At 50.7% G+C, this 23467-nt stretch carries 22 protein-coding genes; 11 read left to right on the forward strand and 11 right to left on the reverse strand.

What is annotated here, in order from left to right; all coding sequences use genetic code 11:
* Positions 1-89 precede the first annotated feature (89 nt).
* Positions 90-419: a sulfurtransferase TusE gene (tusE, locus tag EX31_RS17980; protein WP_013574887.1), complete on the forward strand. Its 330-nt coding sequence runs from the start codon at positions 90-92 to the stop codon at positions 417-419.
* Positions 420-425: 6 nt separating this feature from the next.
* Here the strand turns inward: tusE and yccX are convergent, their stop codons facing one another.
* Positions 426-704, reverse strand: a complete 279-nt coding sequence (yccX, locus tag EX31_RS17985; RefSeq protein WP_013574886.1) for an acylphosphatase — start codon at positions 702-704, stop codon at positions 426-428.
* 98 nt (positions 705-802) lie between these two features.
* Here yccX and rlmI point away from each other — a divergent pair, with 98 nt between their 5' ends.
* Together rlmI and hspQ are read left to right on the forward strand one after the other, a co-directional pair.
* The gene (gene rlmI / locus EX31_RS17990; protein ID WP_037035983.1) at positions 803-1996 is read left to right on the forward strand and encodes a 23S rRNA (cytosine(1962)-C(5))-methyltransferase RlmI; all 1194 of its coding nucleotides are present in this window, start codon (positions 803-805) and stop codon (positions 1994-1996) included.
* Positions 1997-2123: 127 nt separating this feature from the next.
* A complete protein-coding gene (gene hspQ, locus EX31_RS17995; RefSeq protein WP_013574884.1) occupies positions 2124-2441 on the forward strand; it encodes a heat shock protein HspQ in 318 nt (105 codons plus the stop codon).
* An 82-nt stretch (positions 2442-2523) separates the two neighbouring features.
* On the opposite strand, the gene EX31_RS18000 is transcribed toward hspQ, so the two are convergent.
* Positions 2524-2937, reverse strand: a complete 414-nt coding sequence (locus EX31_RS18000) for a CoA-binding protein (protein WP_013574883.1) — start codon at positions 2935-2937, stop codon at positions 2524-2526.
* Between the two features lie 188 nt (positions 2938-3125).
* Here EX31_RS18000 and EX31_RS18005 point away from each other — a divergent pair, with 188 nt between their 5' ends.
* Together EX31_RS18005 and mgsA are read left to right on the forward strand one after the other, a co-directional pair.
* Positions 3126-3785 (forward strand): DUF2057 family protein, encoded by a 660-nt coding sequence (locus tag EX31_RS18005; RefSeq protein ID WP_037035985.1) that lies wholly within the window; start codon positions 3126-3128, stop codon positions 3783-3785.
* 119 nt (positions 3786-3904) lie between these two features.
* The gene (gene mgsA / locus EX31_RS18010; protein ID WP_013574881.1) at positions 3905-4366 is read left to right on the forward strand and encodes a methylglyoxal synthase; all 462 of its coding nucleotides are present in this window, start codon (positions 3905-3907) and stop codon (positions 4364-4366) included.
* A 66-nt stretch (positions 4367-4432) separates the two neighbouring features.
* On the opposite strand, the gene helD is transcribed toward mgsA, so the two are convergent.
* Complete coding sequence (helD, locus tag EX31_RS18015; protein WP_037035987.1) at positions 4433-6487, reverse strand: DNA helicase IV; 2055 nt, start codon at positions 6485-6487, stop codon at positions 4433-4435.
* A 176-nt stretch (positions 6488-6663) separates the two neighbouring features.
* Between helD and EX31_RS18020 the strand changes: the two genes are divergently transcribed.
* Together EX31_RS18020 and yccS are read left to right on the forward strand one after the other, a co-directional pair.
* Positions 6664-7125 (forward strand): YccF domain-containing protein, encoded by a 462-nt coding sequence (locus EX31_RS18020; RefSeq protein WP_013574879.1) that lies wholly within the window; start codon positions 6664-6666, stop codon positions 7123-7125.
* Positions 7126-7167: 42 nt separating this feature from the next.
* Positions 7168-9309 carry a YccS family putative transporter gene (yccS, locus tag EX31_RS18025; RefSeq protein WP_037035989.1) on the forward strand — a complete coding sequence of 714 codons (2142 nt, stop codon included), beginning with the start codon at positions 7168-7170 and terminating at the stop codon, positions 9307-9309.
* Between the two features lie 21 nt (positions 9310-9330).
* Here yccS and EX31_RS18030 read toward each other — a convergent pair whose 3' ends face one another.
* On the reverse strand, positions 9331-9963 hold the full coding sequence (locus EX31_RS18030) for a TfoX/Sxy family DNA transformation protein (RefSeq protein WP_037035992.1): 633 nt from the start codon (positions 9961-9963) through the stop codon (positions 9331-9333).
* Between the two features lie 216 nt (positions 9964-10179).
* On the opposite strand from EX31_RS18030, the gene sulA reads away from it, so the two are divergent.
* Both sulA and ompA read left to right on the forward strand, forming a co-directional pair.
* Positions 10180-10686, forward strand: a complete 507-nt coding sequence (sulA, locus tag EX31_RS18035) for an SOS-induced cell division inhibitor SulA (protein WP_037035994.1) — start codon at positions 10180-10182, stop codon at positions 10684-10686.
* Between the two features lie 357 nt (positions 10687-11043).
* On the forward strand, positions 11044-12120 hold the full coding sequence (gene ompA / locus EX31_RS18040; protein WP_013574875.1) for a porin OmpA: 1077 nt from the start codon (positions 11044-11046) through the stop codon (positions 12118-12120).
* Between the two features lie 109 nt (positions 12121-12229).
* On the opposite strand, the gene matP is transcribed toward ompA, so the two are convergent.
* Positions 12230-12691, reverse strand: coding sequence for a macrodomain Ter protein MatP (gene matP, locus EX31_RS18045; RefSeq protein WP_037035996.1), 462 nt, complete (start codon positions 12689-12691; stop codon positions 12230-12232).
* A gap of 210 nt (positions 12692-12901) precedes the next feature.
* On the opposite strand from matP, the gene EX31_RS18050 reads away from it, so the two are divergent.
* Positions 12902-14668 (forward strand): AAA family ATPase, encoded by a 1767-nt coding sequence (locus EX31_RS18050; RefSeq protein ID WP_013574873.1) that lies wholly within the window; start codon positions 12902-12904, stop codon positions 14666-14668.
* Between the two features lie 68 nt (positions 14669-14736).
* Positions 14737-15255, forward strand: a complete 519-nt coding sequence (gene fabA / locus EX31_RS18055) for a bifunctional 3-hydroxydecanoyl-ACP dehydratase/trans-2-decenoyl-ACP isomerase (RefSeq protein ID WP_013574872.1) — start codon at positions 14737-14739, stop codon at positions 15253-15255.
* A gap of 138 nt (positions 15256-15393) precedes the next feature.
* Here the strand turns inward: fabA and rmf are convergent, their stop codons facing one another.
* The 6 genes from rmf to rlmKL form a co-directional block, all read right to left on the reverse strand.
* Entirely contained in the window at positions 15394-15561 is a 168-nt protein-coding gene (gene rmf / locus EX31_RS25540) for a ribosome modulation factor (RefSeq protein ID WP_013574871.1), read from the reverse strand.
* A 275-nt stretch (positions 15562-15836) separates the two neighbouring features.
* Positions 15837-16403, reverse strand: coding sequence for a membrane integrity-associated transporter subunit PqiC (gene pqiC / locus EX31_RS18060; protein ID WP_013574870.1), 567 nt, complete (start codon positions 16401-16403; stop codon positions 15837-15839).
* Positions 16403-18055: an intermembrane transport protein PqiB gene (pqiB, locus tag EX31_RS18065; protein WP_081925220.1), complete on the reverse strand. Its 1653-nt coding sequence runs from the start codon at positions 18053-18055 to the stop codon at positions 16403-16405. Before pqiB ends, pqiC begins: the two co-directional genes overlap by 1 nt.
* Complete coding sequence (pqiA, locus tag EX31_RS18070) at positions 18042-19316, reverse strand: membrane integrity-associated transporter subunit PqiA (protein WP_369794817.1); 1275 nt, start codon at positions 19314-19316, stop codon at positions 18042-18044. The genes pqiB and pqiA overlap by 14 nt, the downstream gene beginning before the upstream one ends.
* 78 nt (positions 19317-19394) lie before the next feature.
* On the reverse strand, positions 19395-21299 hold the full coding sequence (locus tag EX31_RS18075) for an ABC transporter ATP-binding protein (RefSeq protein ID WP_013574867.1): 1905 nt from the start codon (positions 21297-21299) through the stop codon (positions 19395-19397).
* 5 nt (positions 21300-21304) lie between these two features.
* Positions 21305-23425 (reverse strand): bifunctional 23S rRNA (guanine(2069)-N(7))-methyltransferase RlmK/23S rRNA (guanine(2445)-N(2))-methyltransferase RlmL, encoded by a 2121-nt coding sequence (gene rlmKL, locus EX31_RS18080; protein WP_013574866.1) that lies wholly within the window; start codon positions 23423-23425, stop codon positions 21305-21307.
* Positions 23426-23467: the final 42 nt, after the last annotated feature.

Here is a 23467-nt window from a genome sequence, read left to right on the forward strand (position 1 = left end):
CGAAGCCCCGCCTGCGTGCGGGGCTTTTTATTTTGTCTGACCGGCGTTTTTGCTAAACTGACTGCCGCATTTTACAGGTTTGAGGTTGTATGCTGGAGTTTGAAGGTCAGGTTATTGAAACCGACGCTCAGGGTTACCTGAAAAACAGTCAGGAGTGGCAGGAAGGCATGGCGCCGCTGCTGGCGGAAGAAGAAGGGATCGTTCTGACTGACGCCCACTGGGAAGTCGTGCGGTTTGTGCGCGAGTTTTACCTCGAATTCAATACTTCTCCCGCCGTACGCATGCTGGTGAAAGCAATGGCGCAGAAATATGGCGAAGAGAAAGGCAACAGCCGCTATCTGTTCCGGCTGTTCCCGAAAGGTCCGGCCAAACAGGCAACCAAAATTGCGGGCCTGCCGAAACCGGTGAAGTGCTTGTGAAAGATTTCAGTATTTGATTTTAAAATCGCTGTAATTGCCAGGCGCGGTCGGCTCACTCAGTACGCGATCAACGCGTGCATGTTTCGGCCCGCCCTGCTTCAGCCAGGCTAGCAACTGATCTACTTTCTCCTGCTCTCCGCACGCCACCACTTCGACGCTGCCATCCTCAAGATTTTTCGCGTAACCGGTCAGACCGAGACCGGTAGCCTGATGCTGGGTCGCAAAACGAAAACCGACGCCCTGCACCATGCCGTACACATAGGCGGCTATACTGACTGTTGCCATAATATTCTCTCCGTTAGCGGTATGGTTCGTTGCAATTTGACCTGCATGACCGGACAATGTCGCTCTTTTTTGTCTCCGAACCGACAGAACCTAATTTTATGACTGCACGTTTAATTCTGGCCAAAGGCCGTGAAAAATCACTTCTTCGTCGCCACCCGTGGGTGTTTTCCGGCGCTGTTTCGCGCATCGAAGGTAAAGCCAATTCCGGCGAGACTATAGATATTGTAGACAGTCAGGGAAAATGGCTGGCGCGCGGCGCCTATTCGCCGTCCTCGCAAATCCGTGCGCGGGTCTGGACATTCAAACAAGATGAAGACATTGATATCGCGTTCTTCATCCGCCGTTTACAACAGGCGCAGAGCTGGCGCGATTATATCGCTAAGCGCGACGGACTGGACGGTTACCGCCTGATTGCTGGGGAATCCGACTGCCTGCCAGGTATCACTATCGACCGCTTCCAGAATTTCCTGGTGCTGCAATTGCTGTCAGCCGGTGCGGAATATCAGCGTGCCCCGCTGATTGCAGCACTGCAACATTGCTATCCGGAATGTGCAATCTGGGATCGTTCCGACGTGGCCGTGCGTAAAAAAGAAGGGCTGGAACTGGCTCAGGGACACGTATTTGGCGACGAGCCTCCTGCCTTGTTGCCGATTCAGGAACATGGAATGAGCCTGCTGGTGGATATTAAAGAAGGTCACAAAACCGGTTTCTACCTTGACCAGCGTGACAGCCGCCTTGCCGCACGTAATTATGCCGCAGGCCGCAACGTTCTGAACTGTTTCTCTTATACCGGCGCTTTCGCGGTGTCTGCGCTGATGGGCGGCTGTACAAAAGTCACCAACGTGGATACCTCCCAGGCAGCGCTCGACGTGGCCCGTCAGAACGTTGAACTGAATAAACTGGATCTCTCGAAAGCAGAATTCTTGCGTGAAGACGTGTTCCAGTTGCTGCGTAAATACCGCACCGAAGGCCAGCAGTTCGATATGATCGTGATGGATCCGCCGAAATTCGTTGAGAACAAAAATCAGCTGGCAAGCGCCTGCCGTGGTTACAAAGACATTAATATGCTGGCGTTGCAACTGTTACGTCCGGGGGGGATTCTGCTGAGTTTCTCCTGCTCCGGATTGTTGCCAACGGATTTATTCCAGAAAATTCTGGCTGATGCGGCGCTGGATGCCGGTCGTGAGATCCAGTTCGTCGAGCAGTTCCGTCAGGCAGCCGACCATCCGGTGACCGGCGCTTACCCTGAAGGTCTATATCTGAAAGGGTTCGCCTGCCTGGTAATGAACTGACAAAATAAGCACGGTGTGCTGTTGCGGCAGTACGCCCGCGAATTTTAAGCAGATTACGTGGTCAAAACTTGAAATAGCCCGTTTTATCTCCATATAGAGATTAATGAATTATTTTTGGGAGGTGACTATGATTGCCAGTAAATACGGTATCGGACAGCAGGTCCGCCACAGAATGTTAGGTTATCTGGGTGTGGTTATTGATGTTGATGCACAATATTCGCTCGATAAGCCTGACGTCAATGATGTCGTTGCTGATGATTCAATGCGTACCGCTCCCTGGTACCATGTCGTGATGGAAGATGAAGAAGGTCAGCCGGTTCACACTTACCTGGCTGAAATTCAGATCGATCATGAAGCGGCACGTTCGCATCCTGAACAAGCCTCGCTGGATGACCTGGCAGCCTCAATCCGTAACCAGTTACAGGCACCGCGACTGCGTAACTGAGCATGATGGCTTTTTCCTGACAAGATGAAAGATAAAAACCGGCGCGGTAGCCGGTTTTTTTACGGGCAGGATCCGCAGACGTTTACTTTTCCATGCCCAGTCGCGGAATTTCAATTTTCGGGCAGCGATCCATCACCACCTTCAGCCCGGCCTCTTTTGCCAGCACAGCAGCCTGTTCATTAATGACGCCCAGTTGCAACCACAACACGTTCGCCTTAATCGCAATCGCTTCCTGCGCCACGCCATAAGCGGCATCCGCATTACGGAACACGTCCACCATATCTACCGGATGGGGGATTTCTGCCAGAGAACCATAAGCTTTCTGGCCGAGCAGTTCCTGCCCCGCCAGCTTCGGACTTACCGGGATCACCTCAAAGCCCTGAGAAAGTAAATACGCCATGACGCCGTAACTTGGTCGGCCGGGATTATCACTGGCCCCCACCAGCGCGATGGTTTTCACTTCTTCAAGAATCTTGCGGATATCATTGTCTTGCACGGGTTTATCTCCTTTGGCCTGTATGCATTAAGTGTAACGCAGCCTGACCATTTCGACAGTCTGTACGTGAAAAAGAGCCGCTGCAGGATCACGCCGGTGGGAAATTAAAACATTTTGTAAAACTTTGACACACAATCGTCATTCCTGAATAATAGAGGATGAGCAACGTTGTATCTGAGGAGAGAGGAATGAAAATCTGTCATGCGCTGGTCGCATTAGCGAGTCTCAGCCTGATGGTGTCAGCTTCAGCGACCTCACTTAAATTGTCCCCCGATGTCGATGTTCTGGTAATCGATGGCAAACAGATGTCTGGCGCAATCCTTAAAGGTGCAGACAGCCTTGAACTCGATGGCGGTCAGCACCAGATTCTGTTTCAGGTCAGCAAAAATGTCCGTTCCGTCACTCAACAGGCACCGATAATCTACCATTCGCCTGCCCTTATCGTGACCTTCAATGCTAAAAGTAATCGTTCCGTTTCTTTCGTTCTGCCAAAACTGAGCAACGACAATGAAACGACACAATTTAGCCAGCAGATGAATTATCAGCTCATTGATGAACAAGGCCGTCAAATACCGACGCAACGTGACGTCCTGAATATGTTTAATCCCGGACATACTGCAGACGCTGAGAAATTAATGATGACTTACAATTTGTCGGGCGCACGTGCGGCGGTTCCTTCATTCGCCAAAGGCAGCACGGATAAAAAATCTGCGTTAGCCACCGACGCAACATCTCAAATTTCTATCGTTTATCTTCACCCGTTGTGGACACGTCTGGCCGCGAATGCTGGCTTTGAGCGGTTGTTACTCTGGTTAAAACTGCCGGATAATCAGGAACGCGCGTCATAACTTAATCTGCATCACGCATTCCTCCTTCTTAACGGCGAATTATTCCCCCTGAGCTATGCAGTAAAACGGAGTTTCAGTATTCTGTGATCCACTTTTACTTTCGCGTTGAAGGGAATTAGATGGAATACACGACCCGCACGATCGCAAAACAAAAACATATAGCCCTGGTCGCGCATGACCACTGCAAAAGTACCCTGCTGAAATGGGTTGATAAAAACGTTGCTGAACTTTCGCAGCATATCCTGTATGCCACCGGCACGACGGGTAACCTGGTTCAGCGTAATACCGGGATTAATGTCAAAAGCATGCTAAGCGGGCCGATGGGCGGCGACCAGCAAGTGGGCGCGCTGATTGCCGAAGGCAAAATCGATATGCTGATTTTCCTCTGGGATCCGCTCAACGCCGTTCCGCATGATCCGGATGTGAAAGCCCTGCTGCGTCTGGCGACCGTATGGAACATCCCGGTGGCAACCAATCTGTCTACTGCTGACTTCCTGATCCAGTCTCCGTTGTTCCAGTCTGAAGTCGAAATCACTATTCCTGACTACCAGCGCTATCTGTGGTCACGCCTGAAAGAATAATTATTCAATTGGCTGATTTTTAAAAGTAAAAATCCCGGCGATTGCCGGGATTTTCATTGATCTTATCTATGGTTTTCGCTGGACCGGTACGCCGATATCTTCAAGCTGTTCTACGAAGACGGAAGGACGTTCTTTATCCTGCAGCAACCAGACCTGATGCTTCGCACGTGTCATCGCCACATACAATAAACGCCGCTCTTCGGCATCCAGAAAGTTTTCCGGTTCAGGCAATAACACTTCCTCCAGCAAAGATTCCCGCGCGGGCGCAGGGAAACCGTCATTGCCACCATGCAATCCGACGATAATCACGTATTCAGCCTGTTGTCCTTTACTGGCATGAATCGTCATGAAATCAAGATTAAGCTTTGGCCAGCGGGTCGCGGCTTTCTCCAGAATTTGCGGTCGAAGATGGTGATAACGTGCCAGCACCAGAATATGTTCATCAGCGGTGACATAGCCGCTAAGTTTATCCAGCAATTTTTCCATCTGATCCTCAGGCAGTATCACCACATTTTTCTTGTTGCCTTTGGTCAGACTGTTCAGCGGCTTCTTCAACTGATAAGGGTTTTGCTGCACAAACTTATTGGCAATTTCACCGATGCGGTCATTGAACCGGTAAGTCGTATCCAGTGCGCATTGCGCTCCTTCGCCAAAATTGTCAGCAAACGCCGTGGTCAGGGACAACTCCGCACCGCTGAAACGGTAAATCGCCTGCCAGTCGTCCCCCACAGCAAACAAACTGGTATGTTTGTTAAGTTTACGCAAGGCAGAAAGCAGCAGTGCGCGCTGGGGGGAAATGTCCTGGAATTCATCCACCAGAATATGCTTCCACGGGCTGACAAAACGCCCTTTTTCCAAGATATTGACTGCCTGATGGATAAGCCCGGAAAAGTCCACTGCGCCCTCTTCTTTCAGTGCCGTTTTCCAGGCTTTCATCAGCGGTGCCATCAGACGAATACGCTTTGTAAACAGATCTTTGACGTCTTCCGGCGCGCTTTCGATCATCTCCGCCTGACTGCCACCGTGCATACGCATCAGGCTGAGCCAGCGTTCAAGGCGGCTTCCGAGGCGCTCCGCCAGCGATTTATTTTTCCAGTAATCACCCTCAGGAACGGTCCATTCCAGTTCGTCTGTCATCCATTGCCGCCAGCCGCTGGCCTGCACTTTTTTCTCTGCACACTGCTGCTGCCATGTCTTAATCAGTAAGCTGCGCCGGGCTTTCGAATCGGTTTCAAGTTTGCTGATTTTGGGGGCTTTTTTGCTGCCTTCCTGGATAATCTGCAAAGCGAGCGCATGAAATGTCTTGGCCTTGATGCCTTCAGTATGCAAACGCTCTTTGATACGCCCGTTCATTTCATCCGCTGCCTGACGACCAAAGGCCAGCAACAGAATTTGTTCAGGATGCGCTTCCTGACGGCGCAACAGCCAGCCCGCGCGCGCCACCAGCACCGACGTTTTACCACTGCCCGCGCCAGCCAGCACCAGAACCGCGTCTTCACCGTTCACGACAGCGCGGCATTGGCTGTCATTGAGCGGTGACACTTCAACGGTATCAAAAAAGTCACGGTTATCAGCAATCACCCTGTCAGTCCAAGCCAGATTGCGCCGGTCGACACTGCGTTTACCCTGCTCAAGCCAGCGCAGACAGGTCTGATAATCTTCCCGACAATTATCAAATTCAGTAAGACGTTCAACAGGCACCGGGATCGCAGAAAATGCCTCAGTAATGTCTTTCTGCACATCAGCCAGATCAATGCGTTTGAACCATTTGTCTTGCTGTTCAATCTGGGTAATTTTTTCAACCTGCCCGCGCAATACTCCGGCGCTGACCTCGCTCATCTCGAGACTCCAGGTCTGCCAGATATTGAGCAGGTATTGATAAAAACGCTGTGTTTCCTGCCATTCGGTGCCGTGCAGCCGGACCACTTTTTGCTCCGGCAATTCAAATTCAAGCTCCCCCCAGACGATGCCACGTTTGCAGCGAATCTGAATAAGCTGATTAAAAGGGATCAGATAGTGATGTTTATCGCCGCTGACTTCCACGCCGGCATTAAGCAGACGCACCCGGTTATAAGGGTGCTGCGCCAGATGTTTCCCGAATGAGGTCGATTTCAGTTCCATATCATCACACCGTGTTTTTCTTTAATTCCTGACATTTTACATGCAAGAGCATTTAAGAGTTTACCTTTGATAAGCGCAGGCGATCCACGCTCCAAAACAGAGTAGAATAAGAGGTATGTTTGCGTTATGTGAACACGAAATTTATCAACTTTTTAACCTCTTCGGGAAGAGCTGCCATGCGTACCGTACTCAATATTCTTAACTTTGTTTTAGGTGGTTTTTTCACCACGCTTGCCTGGCTGCTTGCTACGCTGGTCAGTATCGTGCTGATCTTTACTCTGCCCCTCACCCGCTCTTGCTGGGAAATCACCCGTCTTTCACTGCTGCCATTTGGCAATGAAGCCGTACATGTCGATGACCTGTATCCGGAAAAACGCAGCGCGTTGCTGTCCGGCGGAGGTACTCTGTTGAATATCTTCTGGTTTATTTTTTTCGGCTGGTGGTTATGCTTGTCGCATATTGTCGCCGGTATCGCGCAATGTATCAGCATAATCGGTATTCCGGTGGGCATTGCGAACTTTAAAATTGCTGCCATTGCACTCTGGCCGGTAGGACGCAGGGTCGTTTCCGTCGAGCTGGCAAAGCAAGTTCGTGAAGCTAATGCAAGCCGTCAGAGAGAAAACGGACGCATTCGCTGATTGCGATGTTTCAACATTTTTGAATTTTAAGGTGGGTTTTTCGTGCTTTCTATTGCACCCGGTTTACGGCGCTATGCCTATAACAGCAATATTCTTTATCACATCAGGATTTTCATTGCGCTGACAGGGGCTGCGGCATTGCCATGGTGGTTGGGTCAGTTCACGTTGACAATCCCCCTGACACTCGGTGTGGTTGCTGCGGCTCTTGCCGACCTTGATGATCGTCTCGCTGGCCGTCTGCGCAATTTGCTGATTACCCTGGTCTGTTTTTTTATTGCTTCAGCATCCATAGAATTACTCTTCCCCTATCCGTGGCTTTTTGCGCCCGGGCTGATGATTTCAACCTGCGGATTCATCCTGCTGGGGGCCCTGGGGCAGCGTTATGCCACGATTGCCTTTGGCGCGTTGCTGATCGCCATATATACGATGCTTGGCACCAGCATGTATCACATCTGGTATCAGCAACCGCTGATCCTGCTTGCGGGTGCTATCTGGTATAACCTGCTGACGCTGGCTGGCCATATTATTTTCCCCATCCGTCCGTTACAGGATCAGATCTCACGCTGTTTCACGCAACTGGCGGCTTATCTTGAAGCCAAAGCAACGTTGTTTGATCCCGATCAGGATGATAACAACCAGCAACTGGTCGAGCTGGCCATGGCCAATGGTCAACTGGTCTCCACACTGAACCAAACAAAAAATACGCTACAGACCCGGCTGAAAGGAGATCGTGGCCAGAAAGGAACCCGCCGGACATTACATTATTATTTTGTGGTGCAGGATATTCATGAGCGCGCCAGCTCGTCCCACGTGCAGTACCTCAAACTCAGTGAACAATTTCATCACAGTGATATTCTGTTCCGCTTTCAGCGCCTGATGAGCATGCAGGCGCGGGCCTGTTTACAGCTGTCACAATGCATTCTTTATCGCCAGCAATATACCCACAACAGTCAGTTCGAACGGGCGTTTTCCCGGCTGGAAGAAGCCCTCAAACGTCTGGAATCTCATCATGAACACCGTGAGACATTACAGGCGTTACGCCATCTTTTACGCAATCTGCATGCGATTGACGCGCAACTGGCAAATATCGAGTCGGAGCAGTCTCTGCCGGAAAACCAGACCGGCAAAAGCCCGTTTGCGGAAGACCGTCTGACTGGCCTTGATGATATCTGGCTGCGCATTTCCCGCCATTTTACGCCGCAATCGGTGTTGTTCCGTCATGCAATTCGTATGTCTGTCGTGCTCTTTGTCGGTTACGTTTTCATTCAGGTCAGCGGCTTAAATCACGGCTATTGGATCTTGCTCACCAGTCTTTTTGTCTGTCAACCAAACTACAGTGCGACCCGCCGGAGGTTAGCTCTGAGGATAATCGGAACACTCGCCGGTATTGCTCTCGGGATCCCTATCTTGTATTTCGTTCCGTCCGTTGACGGACAAATGATTCTGATCGTCATCAGCGGGTTATTGTTCTTTGCGTTCCGCACAGTGCAATACGCGCAGGCCACAATGTTCATCACCCTTCTGGTGTTGTTATGCTTCAATTTGTTAGGCGAAGGATTTGAAGTCGCTATCCCGAGAGTAATCGATACGCTGATTGGTTGTGGTATCGCCTGGGCGGCAGTGACCTTTATATGGCCCGACTGGAAATTCAGGCAACTTGATAAGGTGGTCAGAAAAACGTTCGATGCTAATTGCCGTTATCTTGATGCTATTCTGGTGCAGTACCATCAGGGGAAAGACAACAGTCTCGAGTACCGTCTGGCCCGCCGCGATGCGCATAATTGCGATGCCGAACTGGCGTCCGTGGTGTCAAACATGAGCTCTGAGAGAAATAACGAACCGTCGACACTCGAAGCGGCGTTTCGCCTGTTATGCCTCAATCATACAATGCTGAGCTACATTTCAGCGCTGGGTGCCCATCGCGAAAAACTCAATGATGCCGAAACCCTGAGGTTGCTGGATGATGCAGCATGCTGCGTTGACGGCGCTTTGCATCATCTGCCTTCTGAAGCAGAACGCATCCAACACGCGCTCGGTGAACTCACTGCACGTATTCAGATGCGTACAACGGATATCGACAGTAAAGAGCAGCTCGTGCTTCAGCAAATTGGATTACTGGTGGCTCATTTGCCTGAGCTCACCAGTCTTAATACTAAGATCCTGCCGGCACAAAATCGGCTCTAATTGCAGATAACTTACGCAAATTTAGTGCACAACCGTTGATAGCTGCTCTTGGTGATGGTTAAACCAGTGAGTTAATGACTCTCTGGATTCCATCGGCAAAGCGGCTTCATGGAAGCCCAAAATTGCCCCTTCGAGTGCCATCAGTAAATTAATCCCTAAATTCTTTTTTTTAATGGCACACAGTTTGAGGTAGGTATGGCAGGCCCCCTGTAACCGCAAGTCCCCCGAGTTCTCAATGCCGACTTGCCAGAGCATCCTTTCGAGCGCCAGCGAGAGATTGGGTAAATCTTTCAATCGGACCGCTTCGTTGTTTTTTTTCAGCTCTATATCCCGCAACATCCCTTGCAACGATAATCTGCCCAGCTCGCACAGTGCCTGGTGATCATTCCATTGCCGGGCACTCACTTTGAAATAACGCAACTGCACATCCATGCCTCGCTTGCGATAGGTCAGCCTCTCCATCTTTTTGCGGCGAAAATGAGTTTCAGTTTCTCCGGTCGCTCGCAGATAGAGTTCACCATCAGAAACCAGGGCGAACATGACGCGGTCAGCGGACAAGCTCATCCCCCCAAATTGGGTGCGGGAACGAATATTGCCCAACGGGGCAAAAATCTCCAGACACTCAAGCACTCGTTTTTTTGATTTGTTTATCATTGCGTTATCCTTTTCACGTTAATCCCTTGCTTCCATTTTGAGTTACCAAAACAGCTAAAAGCAAAATACGCAATCTTATGAACTCCAACAAACATAAAATGCCGTTACAGCCTGTTGCCTTCAAAATTTGCGAGATATCTTGGAAAAATTGGGTTGATCTTTGCTCACCGCCAGAGTACTGTACATACATACAGTAACTCACTGGAGTACATCATTATGCGAACTCAATACCATACAAATCATAATTTTAGTCAGCTTGCTTTGCCCGTCACTCCGTCACAGGTAAATACGTCTGCATCCTTGAATAATGGTCTGATCACTGAGTTCGTCTATAGTGCGAGCCAACCTGATTTTGCGCAGTTATTACTGCCCTTACTGCAACACCTGGGTATGCAGTCTCGCTGGTTGTTGTGGCTCACACCTCAACAAAAACTGAGCCGTCATTGGTTATCTCAGTCAGGTCTGCCGGTGGATAAGATGGTGCAAGTTAATCAAATTACGGCGATGTCGACGGTAGATGCAATGGAGAAAGCCTTGCAGACGGGTAACTACAGTGTCGTGTTGGGATGGCTTCCGGATTTGAGTGATACTGAGAGGGAAAGATTGCAAATTGCAGCACGCCAGGGTGGTGCTTACGGCTTCATAATGAGACCGACAAATGAACAGAATTCAGCTTGTGGACATCATTCCACAGTAAAAATTCACTCTTCCGTATACCATTAGTTCAAAATAGGAATCTTCCTATGAAAATAATGCGGAACTTAGTGATTTGTGCTGAATAATGCCTGCAAGCCAGTAAAAACGGGCTTCCTGAATGCAGATTAGTGCCAGATTTTGTCAGCAAATTGCCAAAGCCGTTAAGAAATGTGTCCGTTTTTCCCTTTTTTTCCACGGTGTTAACACATCAAGCTTGTAAGTTTCGCGCCACGTTGTAGACTTTACAACGCCAAGGTTGCTCGATAATGCCAACGTAAAGTGGCAAGTTCTGAAATGAAGCAATAATCTTGGCGTAAGGATTTTAACCAAGGGCTTAAAAAGCTTAAAGCTCAATTGCCTATTTGGATGATAACGAGGCGCAAAATGAAAAAGACAGCTATCGCATTAGCAGTGGCACTGGCAGGTTTCGCTACCGTAGCGCAAGCCGCCCCTAAAGATAACACCTGGTATACCGGTGGTAAATTGGGCTGGTCCCAATACCATGACACTGGTTTCGCAAACGCTTACAACGGTATCGGCAACGGCCCTACCCACGAAAGCCAACTGGGTGCAGGTGCGTTCTTGGGTTACCAAGCGAACCAATACCTGGGCTTTGAAATGGGATATGACTGGCTTGGCCGTATGCCTTACAAAGGCAGCGTAAATAACGGCGCGTTCAAAGCACAAGGCGTTCAGCTGGCTGCTAAACTGAGCTACCCGCTGACTGACGATCTGGACCTGTACACCCGTCTGGGTGGTATGGTTTGGCGTGCAGATGCTAAAGGTAACTTCAACAACGGTGCTAATGGTCGCGTAAGTGATCATGACACTGGTGTTTCTCCACTGGCAGCAGTTGGTGTTGAATACGCAGTAACCAAAAACTGGGCTACCCGTCTGGATTACCAGTGGGTTAACAACATTGGTGACGCGGCTACCGTTGGTGCACGTCCTGATAACGCAATGCTGTCTGTAGGTGTTTCTTACCGTTTCGGTCAAGATGAAGCAGCTGCTCCAGTTGTTGCTCCAGCACCAGCTCCAGCTCCAGTTGTAGAGACTAAGAAATTCACTCTGAAATCTGACGTTCTCTTCAACTTCAACAAAGCGACTCTGAAACCAGAAGGCCAACAGGCTCTGGATCAGCTGTACAGCCAGTTGAGCTCTATCGATCCTAAAGACGGTTCTGTTATCGTTCTGGGTTACACCGACCGTATCGGTTCAGAACAATACAACCAGAAACTGTCTGAGCAACGTGCTCAGAGCGTAGTAGATTACCTGGTATCTAAAGGTATCCCTGCTAACAAGATCTCTGCACAAGGCCAGGGTAAATCTAACCCAGTTACCGGTTCTACCTGTGACTCCGTTAAAGGCCGTGCTGCTCTGATCGACTGCCTGGCACCAGACCGTCGTGTAGAAATCGAAGTTAAAGGCTACAAAGATACTGTTACTCAGCCACAGGCTTAATAACACGCTTTAGCTTTTGCTACAGATACTAAAAACCCCGCCATGGCGGGGTTTTTTTTATGCCTTCGGTCAGAGCAAATAGCTGACTCCCTGAGACGCGAAAGCAAATCTATCCAATATCTTTCTTGCCGAGTATTTGTTCTAAATCCTCTTTCAATGAAGACATCTGATTCGCGTATTTCTCTTTACGCTCGGCATCTTCAAGCAGTTGAATGATCGTGTCAGAAAGCGTGACACCACGCCTTTGTGCCAATCCCGCTAAACGCTGCCAGACCAGAAATTCTAAATCGATAGATTTTTTGCGAGTGTGCTGATGCTCGGCATTGAAGTGACGCTTACGGCGTGCACGAATCGTTTGCTTAAGACGATTTTCCAGCGCCGGATTCATATTATTAACAATCCAGTCTGACACTTTGACCGGCTCGTTTTCCAGGTTGAGAAGTTGATTCACGGATTCCTGGGCAGCGCTGTTTTCCAAATGGCGGGTGATCCGCTCACCTTCCCGGTGTTTTTTCACCAGATACTTCCATTTCCAACCACTTTCGAGATTTTCCAGTTGCTGATATTTCATCGTGAACTCTTCGGTGACCACGTAACTTTACTAAGCATAACAGCTTTAATTCAATTTTCACCCCAAATAAAACCGCTTATTTTGGTTGTTTTTTACCCGCCTGTACAGCAATGTGCACTAAGACCAATTCCGCTACGACTCTCATTGTATGCAGCCGGATTTATTCTTGTATAATCGCACTTTCCCTTTTTATAGAAAACAGCTAACACATTGACCAATAACCGACTTGACTGGCAGCTTTTACTGCCCGACTCCGCGCCTTACGAGGCAATCTTTGCAACGGCTGCCCAGTTAGCCCCTGTCGATTTTGCAGGAATTCAGCCCCGGCTGGAAAATGGTTTAACGCTGTTTTGTCATCCCCGCTCACGTGTGCGTTTTATGACGCTCAAGGCGCAGGAAAATCGCGAATACTTGTCACGTATTACGCAGGTGGTCAGCGACTTACTACCTGAACCGGCGGAAGTCACGGGTAACCGTTACCATATTGAAGGCAATAAGGTAACGCTGCTGGCGGCGAAGACAGCGGAAGATGCATTCGCGGCGAAATCGACCTGCCAGTATCGTGAATGGGTTGAACCTGAACAGCTGTTCGGGTGCGTGCGCATTTACAAAGACCAGATCCAGCTGGAGCCGGGATTGGTACACCAGGTGAATGGCGGTGTGCTGGTACTTTCCATCCGTACCCTCATCGCGCAGCCTCTGATGTGGTTGCGTCTGAAACAGATGATCACCGAAGGTCAATATCATTGGGTCTCACCAGATGAGACGACACCTTTACCTGTGACAGTCCCTCCGATGCCTTTGGATATTCGCCTGATTCTGGTCGGTGACCGCTTATCGCTTGGTGACCTCAGTGATATGGAGCCAGAGTTGGTGGATTCTTCCATTTATGGTGAATTTGAAGCCGACCTGCCGCTGACGGAAGAAAGCGATATGGAAACCTGGTGTGGTTATGTCAATACGCTGGCTGATGAGCTTGAGATCCCACGCCTGGCCGCTGATGCATGGCCCGAGTTTCTGAAAATGGCCATTCGTCACAGCACCGATCAGGGCAGTCTGACACTCGATCCGGTATGGCTGAACACCCAGCTTAGCGAAGCTGCACTCTATAATGAAGACGAGTTGCTGAGCGTTAAGTCTCTTGAGGCGGCATCCGGTGCACGTGCATGGCGTGAGAGTTATCTCCAGGAGCGTATGCAGGATGAAATCGAACTTGGACAAATTCGCATTGAAACAGAAGGCGAAGTTGTCGGGCAGATTAATGGCCTGTCTGTACTGGAATATCCGGGGCATCCGCGAGCGTTGGGTGAACCTTCCCGAATTAGTTGTGTCGTACATGCCGGCGACGGCGAATTTACCGACGTCGAACGTAAAGCCGAGTTAGGTGGTAATCTGCATGCCAAAGGCATGATGATTATGCAGGCCTTTCTGATTTCCGAGTTAGAACTCGACCAGCCTCTGCCCTTTTCCGCCTCGATTGTATTTGAGCAGTCTTACGGAGAAGTGGACGGCGACAGCGCTTCACTTGCTGAACTCTGCGCACTGATCAGTGCGTTGTCGATGCAGCCGATCAACCAGCAAATTGCGGTCACCGGCTCTGTCGATCAGTTTGGGAATGTGCAACCTATTGGTGGCGTAAACGAGAAAATCGAAGGTTTCTTCGAAGTTTGTCAACGTCGCGGTTTGACCGGTAAACAAGGGGTCATTCTGCCAACCAGCAACGTGCGCAACCTGTGCCTGCATCCGCAGGTTCTGGACGCCGTTCGCGAAGGCCAGTTTCATTTATGGGCAGTTGATAACGCAGCCGAAGCGCTGCCTATCCTGACCGGATTGATTTACACAAACGAAGAAGAAGCTGAAGAAGAGCGTCCGAGTCTGCTGGGATTAATTCAGCAGCGTATTGCGCTGGCGACATCGCAAGGCAGCCCGCGTTATCCGTGGCCTCTTCGCTGGTTGAACTGGTTCAATCGCAGCTGATCGGAGTTGTTCAGCTTACAGCTGTTCGCTAAACTTCGCCCTTCATTAAAATAAGGCTTACATAGAACATGGTAGATAAACGCGATTCCTATACGAAAGAAGACCTCGTAGCTTCTGGCCGCAGTGAACTGTTCGGCGCTGGTGGCCCTCCGTTACCATCAGGCAATATGCTGATGATGGATCGTATCGTAAAGATGCAAGAAGACGGCGGCACCCATGGCAAAGGCTATGTTGAAGCTGAATTAGATATCAACCCTGATCTGTGGTTCTTTGGTTGTCACTTTATTGGCGATCCGGTAATGCCTGGTTGTCTGGGTCTGGATGCCATGTGGCAGTTAGTGGGCTTCTATCTGGGCTGGCTCGGTGGCGAAGGCAAAGGCCGCGCACTGGGTGTAGGTGAAGTGAAATTCACTGGTCAGGTTCTGCCAACCGCGAAGCTGGTCACCTACCGCCTGAACTTCAAACGCGTGATCAACCGTAAACTGATCATGGGCGTTGCTGATGGTGAAGTGCTGGTTGACGGCGTGGTAATTTACACCGCCACTGATCTGAAAGTGGGTCTGTTCAAAGACGCTGCGGCTTTCTGATAAAGCCCTGCACGACGTCTGAAAAAGGGTGAGCCTCCGGGTTCACCTTTTTTATGTCTGCTGTACGGGCACTCTGCCCTGCAAACAAAAACCTCCGCGCGCAGCGGAGGTTGTTCCTTATTCTGACAGGGTAGCCGCTTAAGCGGTAACAGCCCTGTCCTCCATGGCTTGTCGCCAACCCCCGAGCCAGTGTGATCGGGCATCTAATGATTGGTACGGACAAATCTCTTTTGAGCGTCCGCCAATACCTGCTTGATATCCACGTGATTGTGCCCGTTCCAGGCGATCGCGTTTTTGTCTCTTCATGCCTTGTATCCCTCATTATTCAGGTCAGGTGGAAAGAAAACAGTGGCCCGCTTCTGCGTCCACATCTAACAAATAGCTGCAATATGAGGAGAGGTCAATGCGCAAAATTCACGCCAATGTCACATTCGTGAGCTATATTATTGGATTGTGCACAAAATAATCGCGCCAGTTAATCCCTCATCTGGCTGATCCCCATAAAAAAATCCCGGTGTCTGTCAGGTCAGAAACCGGGATTTTTTATCTTTAACTTAAAAAATATTAAGCTTAAAAAAACGTCATCTTATCTGCGCAGCAATCTGGCCCGCTTCTTGCTGCCAGCCGGTAGCCAACGTTCTGACCAGCGCGTCATAGCCATCTTCGTTTTGCTTGAGATTCAGGGTGAAATCACGCTGAATCATCTGCCCGTTGCGTGTCAGGCTCCAGCTGCCACTGACGATCACAATACCGTCATAGCGGCCATGGAAACCGGTGACATTAACGTTCAGCACATCCTGATCGTCGGTATTCGCCGCCTGAGTGGAAACCAGCGAGCCCGGCAAGTCCCGGCGTAAATAGGTGACCAGTGCTTGCTGTAGTTGCTGATCCAACGGACTGGCCCAGAGATTATTCTGGGTCAGCGTGTACTGCACATCATTGGTCTGATATACCAGCCCTGACCCTGCCAGATAATCAGCAACACTCACCCGCTCAACCCACAGATGCCGCTGTACGGCACCTGCAGACATCACGCTACCTGTTGTTACGGTGCTGCTCAGCACAGGCAACTGGTAGTAGGTTTTCTGATCACTGCTGCTACAGGCAGTCAGGAATAATGCTAAGACGACAGGTATCCATTTCATCATTATTTGGCCTTCTTCGGCTGAGGATCATCTTGCCCTGGGGCAGCGAAAATCAGTGCGTTACTTTTCTGATTCAGCGTTTTCAATACCGGTTGCAGCTCACGCAGGGTTTTATCCAGACTCTGCATATCGCCGACCAGATTGCCGTACGCCGGCGAACCAGGCTGGAAGCCTTTCAGGCTGCGGTTCAACTGAATCAGCGTCTGCTGCATATCCTGAGGCAGATTTTTCATCTCTTTACTGCTGACAATCGCGTTCAGAGACTCAATCGTTTTCTGCGTTGACTTCATCGTCCTCTGACTTTCAGCCAGCGTACTTGTCGCTTCGCGCATCATCGGTTCGATTGGCAGATTGTTGATCTTATCGAGGGTTGTCATCAGTTTTTGCTGAATCTGTGCAAAGCCTCCGCTCACCGTCGGCAACAATTTATGCCCGCCGATTTCCAGCGGCCCTTTCCACGGTTTCTCATTCGGATAGAAATCCAGATCGATATACATCGCCCCTGTTAACAGGTTGGCGGATTTCATCGAAGCACGCAGACCCTGAGCAATACCGTCACGGATATGATCTTCAATATTGAAATTACTGCCCAACAGTTGAACGAAGCGATCGGGTTCAATGCGGATCAGCACAGGAATGCGATAATCGTCCGACATCTGCTGTTTCACCACATTCATCGGATAAGGCACTTCGGCCACAGTACCCAGACGAATACCACGGAATTCAACAGGTGCGCCAGGTTGCAGACCGCGAATAGAATCCGAGAAGAACATCACGTAATCCGTGTGACGGGTATACAGCGATTCCTGAATGCTTTTCTGATCATCAAAGAGCCTATAACTGTCACCATTTTTGGCTTCGTTGCCCTGCGTCCAGCCATTCGGAATATCAAAGCTGACACCACCACTAAATAACGTGGTCAGTGACCCCATTTCGACACGCATACCGGCGGCAGACATATCGAAATTCACGCCGCTGTCTTTCCAGAAACGCACGTTGTCAGTCACCAGTGTGTCGTAAGGCGCACGGATGAAAAGCTGGTATTTGATGTTACGTGCTTTCGGATCAAAGTGACTGGTTTCCACCGTACCGACCTGGAAACCCCGGAACAACACAGGGTCGCCTGGACTCAGCTGACCGGAACGCTCACTTTCCAGACTCACGCGGATCCCTTTCGCATCAGGTGACGCCAGCGGGGGGGAGTCATCCAGTTTATATTCTGATTTTTCTCCCCCCTTGTTACCCGGCTGCAGCTGAATATAAGCGCCAGACAATAATGTGCCCAGACCGGAGATGCCTTCACGTCCGATTTGCGGTTTCACTACCCAAAAAACAGAGTCCCCGCGCAGCATTTTTTCCATACCGGTGTTCAGTCGTGCTTTGATGATAACTTGTTGTAAATCATCGCTAAGCGTAACGGACTCTACTTTACCGACATCGACGTTACGGCTTTTGATGGTGGTTTTGCCACCTTCGATGCCCTCAGCGGTGGTAGTGATCAGCGTGACTTCCGGGCCCTGATGGCTGTAGTGATAAAACAGGATCCACGCGCCAATCAGCGCAGTGACGATCGGTACGATCCACACTGGCGACCAGCGTTTAATTTTCTCTACTTTGGCAGTTCCGTCATGCTCTGCCATGTTATTTCCCGCCATCTTGTGGCTCCTTTGTAGACTTCATTCCAGCACGATCCCAAATGAGCCTTGGGTCAAATGTCGTTGCGGCAAACATGGTGAGGATAACTACGCCGGCGAATAGCAGCGCGCCAATATCCGGATAAATACTCATCAGTTGCCCCATTCTCACCAGCGCCGCCAGTACCGCAATAACAAACACGTCGATCATTGACCAGCGGCCAACGAACTCAACCACCTCGTAAATGACATGTAATCGTTCCCTGTCGATCTCTTTATTAGAGTTCGCATCCCAGCATAGCCAGCCAATAGCGATCATTTTGAGCGTCGGCACCATAATACTGGCGATCAAAATAACCAGAGCCACGGGATAGGAACCTTCGCTCCATAACAGCGCCACCCCGGCCATAATCGTAGACGGTATCGGATTACCCAGTACCTGAGTGATCATGATAGGCAACAGATTTGCCGGGATATACAGCAGAACGGAGGTCACCAGCAGAGCCATTGTCCATTGCAGACTATTTTTACGCCGTGCATGACCATGGGTTTTGCAACGGCCACATTCTTTCTGATCAACCGGTAAAATTGCCATGCAGCAATGACAGGATCGCAGACCCTGACGCAGACCGCTTTCTCCCATGCGCAGTGGCTGATCTACCGCCGGAGCAGGTTCGATGTGCTGCCATATCCAAAGACGGTCCGTGCACTGAAAGGCACGCAATTGCAGAAGGCAAAACAGGACATAGGGATAAAAACTGCTGCCCACGCCCACGTCGCCATAAGCCATGAGTTTCACGAAACTGACCAGTACCCCGGCAAGGAAAATCTCGACCATACACCAGGCTTTCAGTTGGAATAAGGTCCGGGCAATGACAACTTTCCAGCGAACGGGAATATTGAAACTCTGGCAGAGGATGATAATGGACAGCATGCAAATGGCCGGGAGCAGTTGCACCACGATCATGAATAACGACGCCATGCTGGCATAGTCTTCTGAAACCAGAACCTGAGGGATTTGCACCAGCGTGACTTCGCTGCTCAGCCCGGCAACATTCATATTGACGAAAGGAAAGAGATTGGCCAGCAACAGCATGAACAACGCGCTGATGGCATAACCGACAGGACGTCTTCGAGGCTCATTCCAGCGGGAGGTTAGCGTAGTGTGGCAACGGGGACACACCGCTTTTTGCCCGATGTGCAGGCCGGGTATTGCCACCAGCATATCGCATTGGGGACATAATATGTGCGGGTCATGATCATGGGCGTCAGAACACACTATCGACTCCTCAACAGCGGAAAGACTACGAATATCGGCAACCGGCCTTCCCTTTATCCGGTTGCCAATCATGAGGCAGTGTTAAGCGTTCTTCTGCGCTTCCAGCGCTTCCCAACGTTCAAACGCCTGCTCTAACTCAAGCTCTGCGGCAGCGAAAGCGGTGAGCACTTGCTGAGTTTCTTCATGAGGAAGGGTGAAGAAATTCGCATCGCTCATTTGCTGTTGCAAGGCACTGATTTTTTCTTCCAGAGTGCTGATTTGCGAAGGCAATTGTTCCAGCTCACGTTGCTGATTATAGCTGAGCTTATTCGCGGTGCGTTTGGCCGGTTCTGCTTTAGGTTGTGCAGCGGGTTTATTTTCCGTGGTCACCGCCTGACGGATTGGCTTCTGGTTGCGGCGCTGATGCTGTGCATCATGGTAACCACCGACATAGCTGTTGATCACGCCATCGCCTTCATAAATCCAGCATTCGGTTGCCGAGTTATCAACGAATTCACGATCATGGCTCACCAGCAGTACCGTGCCCTGATAGCTGTCGATCATCTCTTCCAGGAGTTCAAGAGTTTCCACATCCAGGTCGTTGGTCGGTTCATCGAGGATCAACAGGTTGCTTGGGCGCAGGAATAATTTTGCCAGCAGAAGACGGTTACGCTCGCCACCTGACAGCGCTTTCACCGGTGTCATGGCACGTTTCGGATGGAACAGGAAGTCCTGCAGGTAGCCCAGTACATGGCGTGCACGGCCATTGACCATCACTTCCTGCTTACCTTCGGCCAGGTTATCCATCACCGTACGTTCAGGATCCAGCTCAGCACGGTGCTGGTCGAAGTACGCCACTTCCAGTTTAGTACCACAGTGAACACGGCCGCTGTCTGCCTGAATCTTACTTAACATCAGTTTCAGCAACGTCGTTTTACCACAACCGTTCGGGCCAATCAGCGCAATTTTATCACCACGCATGACTTGCGCAGAGAAGTTGCTCACCAGTTGTTTTCCGGCAATGCTGTAATAAACGTCTTCCATTTCAAAGACAATCTTGCCTGAACTCGCGGCTTCGACCACCTGCATTTTGGCGGTGCCCATCACTTCCCGGCGATCGGAACGCTCTTTACGCAGGGCTTTCAGAGCGCGTACGCGGCCTTCGTTGCGGGTACGGCGGGCTTTGATACCCTGACGGATCCACACTTCTTCCTGCGCCAGTTTTTTATCAAACTCGGCGTTCTGCAGTTCTTCAACGCGTAAGGCTTCTTCTTTTGCCAGCAGATAGGCTTCGTAATTACCTGGATAAGACACCAGTTTGCCGCGATCAAGATCGACAATGCGCGTCGCCATATTGCGGATGAAAGAACGGTCATGGGAAATGAAGATAATGCTGCCCTGGAATTCCTTCAGGAAATCTTCCAGCCACGCGATACTTTCGATATCCAGATGGTTCGTCGGTTCATCGAGCAGCAGAATATGCGGCGCGCTGACCAGAGCACGGCCCAGCGCCGCTTTACGCAGCCAGCCGCCGGACAGGGATTTCAGCTCTGTATCTGCATCCAGACCCAGTTTCAGCAATACTTCGTTGATACGGCTGTCGAGCTGCCACAGGCCCTGATGATCGAGGATCTCCATCACCTGAGCCAGTTTGTTCATGTTCTTTTCGCTCGGGTCGGTTTCAACCAGATGCGAAATCGCGTGATACGCCTTCAGATGTTCAGCCTGCTCGAACACGCCTTCTGATACGAAATCAAACACCGTACCTTCGACATTGCGCGGCGGATCCTGTTGCAGACGCGCCACAATCAAATCCTGCTCGTACACGATACGCCCGTCATCAAGCGGCACTTCGCGGTTCAGGATCTTCATCAGCGTCGATTTACCGGCACCGTTACGGCCAACCAGACAGACACGCTCATTCGGCTCGATGTGTAATTCGGTGTTATCCAACAGCGGCGAGTCACTGAATGACAGCCAGGCACCTGACATACTAATTAACGACATAAACTTTATTTTTCCTCGCCGGCATGGGACAGCAGCCAGCAGTTATGAATCTGACGATTACGGGCGAAATCCTGTGACAGGGTTTGGCTGGTGATTTCTTTCGCGCTCAGCCCCAGTTTACTCAGTCCGTCGAGATCCATCTGGAAACCGCGCTTGTTGTTGGAGAACATAATGGTGCCGTTGCGACGTAAAATGCGTTTCAGATCTTTCATCAGAGCCAGATGATCACGCTGTACGTCAAAACTTTCGGCCATACGTTTCGAGTTGGAGAACGTCGGTGGATCGATAAAGATCACATCAAACTGTTCGTCACACATGCCCAGATAAGACAGGCAATCCGCCTGGATAAGTCGATGCTGGCGGCCGGTCAGATCGTTGGCACGCAGGTTCTTTTCCGCCCATTCCAGATATGTGCGGGACATATCTACCGTGGTCGTGCTGCGCGCGCCGCCCAGGCCAGCATGAACACTGGCGGTACCGGTGTAAGCAAACAGGTTAAGGAAGTCTTTACCTTTGCTCATTTCACCCAGCATTTTGCGGGCGATGCGGTGATCAAGGAACAAGCCGGTATCGAGATAATCCGTCAGGTTAACCCACAGTTTAGCGTTGAATTCCTCAACCAGCAGGAACTCACCTTTCTGCGCCAGTTTCTCGTACTGACTGGTGCCTTTCTGGCGCTCACGGGTTTTCAGGATCAACTGGCTGGATGAAATATCCAGTACAGACAGGGTGGCGTTTATCACGTCAAACAAGCGCTGACGGGCTTTTTGTGCATCAACCGTTTTTGGCGGCGCATATTCCTGCACCACCACTTTGCTGCCATAGCGGTCAACCGCAACGTTATAATCCGGCAAATCGGCATCATACAGGCGATAGCATTCAATGCCCTGCTGTTTGGCCCATTTTTCCAGTTTTTTGACGTTTTTACGCAGGCGGTTAGCGTAATCTTCCGCCATTTGCGTACCGGCCGCACCCGTCGGGTTTTCTGCCAGCTGATAGTTTTTCTGCACACATTCCAGCGGGCCGTTTTTAGCTTTGAACTGGCGCTCAGCACGCAGTTGCAGGCAGCTCAGCAATTCCGGTGACGCACTGAACAGCGACAACTGCCAGCCACCAAATTTGGTCTTCATAATGCGGCCGAGCATGTTATGCAGCGCAATCAATGCCGGTTCGCTTTCCAGACGCTCGCCGTATGGCGGGTTGCTGATGACCGTACCCACCGGGCCTTCCGGCAGCGGATTCACCAGTTTCCCAACTTCTGAGGCTTCAAAGCTGATCAGTTCCGCAACACCAGCGCGACGGGCGTTCGCACGCGCCATCTCTATCACACGACGGTCGATATCAGAACCGAAGAAACGGGAAGTGGTTTCCTGCACCGCACGGCGGGTACGAACCTGCGCTTCTGCGGTCAGTTCGCGCCACAGTTCAGCGTCAAATTTATTCCAGCCGGTAAAGCCCCAGTGCTGACGATGTAAGCCCGGTGCGCGATCGGCAGCGATCATTGCCGCTTCAATCAGCAATGTCCCGGAACCACACATCGGATCGACCATCGGAGTGCCCGCCTGCCAGCCGGAGCGCATTACAATCGCTGCTGCCAGGTTTTCTTTCAGCGGCGCCTGACCGGTCAGATCGCGGTAGCCGCGCTGATGCAGGCCTTCGCCGCTGAGATCCAGCGCGACGCTGGCAGTATCACGTTGCAGGAAGACGTTTACGCGGATGTCGGGCTGCTGTTTCGCCACATTCGGGCGTTCGTCCATTTTGCGGGTAAAGCTGTCGACGATGGCGTCTTTCACTTTCAGTGCACCGTACTGGCTGTTACGGATTTCGTCATTCAGGCCGCTGAAATGCACAGCGAAGGTTTTTTCCACGCCAAAAACGGCCGGCCAGTCGATCGCCATCACGCCAAGATAAAGATCCAGATCGCTGTGAACTTTGAATTCGTTCAGCGGCAACAGGATGCGCGAAGCCAGACGGCTCCACAATAAGCTGCGGTACAGCAGGCGATCGTCACCTTCAAAATGCACCCCTCCCTGCACAACTTTACAGGCTTGCGCACCCAGCGTTTCCAGTTCGCTTTTTAACAGTTCTTCCAGTCCACGCGCCGTGCTGGCAAACAAAGAGTTCATATCGACATATCACCAAAAATAAAATTGTTGCGCATTATAGCT

This window comes from Rahnella sp. WP5 (assembly GCF_000745615.1).
Lineage (GTDB): Bacteria > Pseudomonadota > Gammaproteobacteria > Enterobacterales > Enterobacteriaceae > Rahnella > Rahnella aceris.

Excerpts from the sequence above, each read along its gene's own strand:
- mgsA (WP_013574881.1), top strand. The coding sequence starts at position 3,905 with ATGGAATACACGACCCGCACGATCGCAAAACAAAAACATATAGCCCTG.
- EX31_RS18020 (WP_013574879.1), top strand. The coding sequence starts at position 6,664 with ATGCGTACCGTACTCAATATTCTTAACTTTGTTTTAGGTGGTTTTTTC.
- fabA (WP_013574872.1), top strand. The coding sequence starts at position 14,737 with ATGGTAGATAAACGCGATTCCTATACGAAAGAAGACCTCGTAGCTTCT.
- EX31_RS18030 (WP_037035992.1), bottom strand. The coding sequence starts at position 9,963 with ATGATAAACAAATCAAAAAAACGAGTGCTTGAGTGTCTGGAGATTTTT.
- tusE (WP_013574887.1), top strand. The coding sequence starts at position 90 with ATGCTGGAGTTTGAAGGTCAGGTTATTGAAACCGACGCTCAGGGTTAC.
- matP (WP_037035996.1), bottom strand. The coding sequence starts at position 12,691 with ATGAAATATCAGCAACTGGAAAATCTCGAAAGTGGTTGGAAATGGAAG.
- hspQ (WP_013574884.1), top strand. The coding sequence starts at position 2,124 with ATGATTGCCAGTAAATACGGTATCGGACAGCAGGTCCGCCACAGAATG.
- pqiC (WP_013574870.1), bottom strand. The coding sequence starts at position 16,403 with ATGATGAAATGGATACCTGTCGTCTTAGCATTATTCCTGACTGCCTGT.
- pqiB (WP_081925220.1), bottom strand. The coding sequence starts at position 18,055 with ATGGCGGGAAATAACATGGCAGAGCATGACGGAACTGCCAAAGTAGAG.
- rmf (WP_013574871.1), bottom strand. The coding sequence starts at position 15,561 with ATGAAGAGACAAAAACGCGATCGCCTGGAACGGGCACAATCACGTGGA.
- helD (WP_037035987.1), bottom strand. The coding sequence starts at position 6,487 with ATGGAACTGAAATCGACCTCATTCGGGAAACATCTGGCGCAGCACCCT.
- ompA (WP_013574875.1), top strand. The coding sequence starts at position 11,044 with ATGAAAAAGACAGCTATCGCATTAGCAGTGGCACTGGCAGGTTTCGCT.
- yccX (WP_013574886.1), bottom strand. The coding sequence starts at position 704 with ATGGCAACAGTCAGTATAGCCGCCTATGTGTACGGCATGGTGCAGGGC.
- rlmKL (WP_013574866.1), bottom strand. The coding sequence starts at position 23,425 with ATGAACTCTTTGTTTGCCAGCACGGCGCGTGGACTGGAAGAACTGTTA.
- sulA (WP_037035994.1), top strand. The coding sequence starts at position 10,180 with ATGCGAACTCAATACCATACAAATCATAATTTTAGTCAGCTTGCTTTG.
- EX31_RS18005 (WP_037035985.1), top strand. The coding sequence starts at position 3,126 with ATGAAAATCTGTCATGCGCTGGTCGCATTAGCGAGTCTCAGCCTGATG.
- EX31_RS18075 (WP_013574867.1), bottom strand. The coding sequence starts at position 21,299 with ATGTCGTTAATTAGTATGTCAGGTGCCTGGCTGTCATTCAGTGACTCG.
- rlmI (WP_037035983.1), top strand. The coding sequence starts at position 803 with ATGACTGCACGTTTAATTCTGGCCAAAGGCCGTGAAAAATCACTTCTT.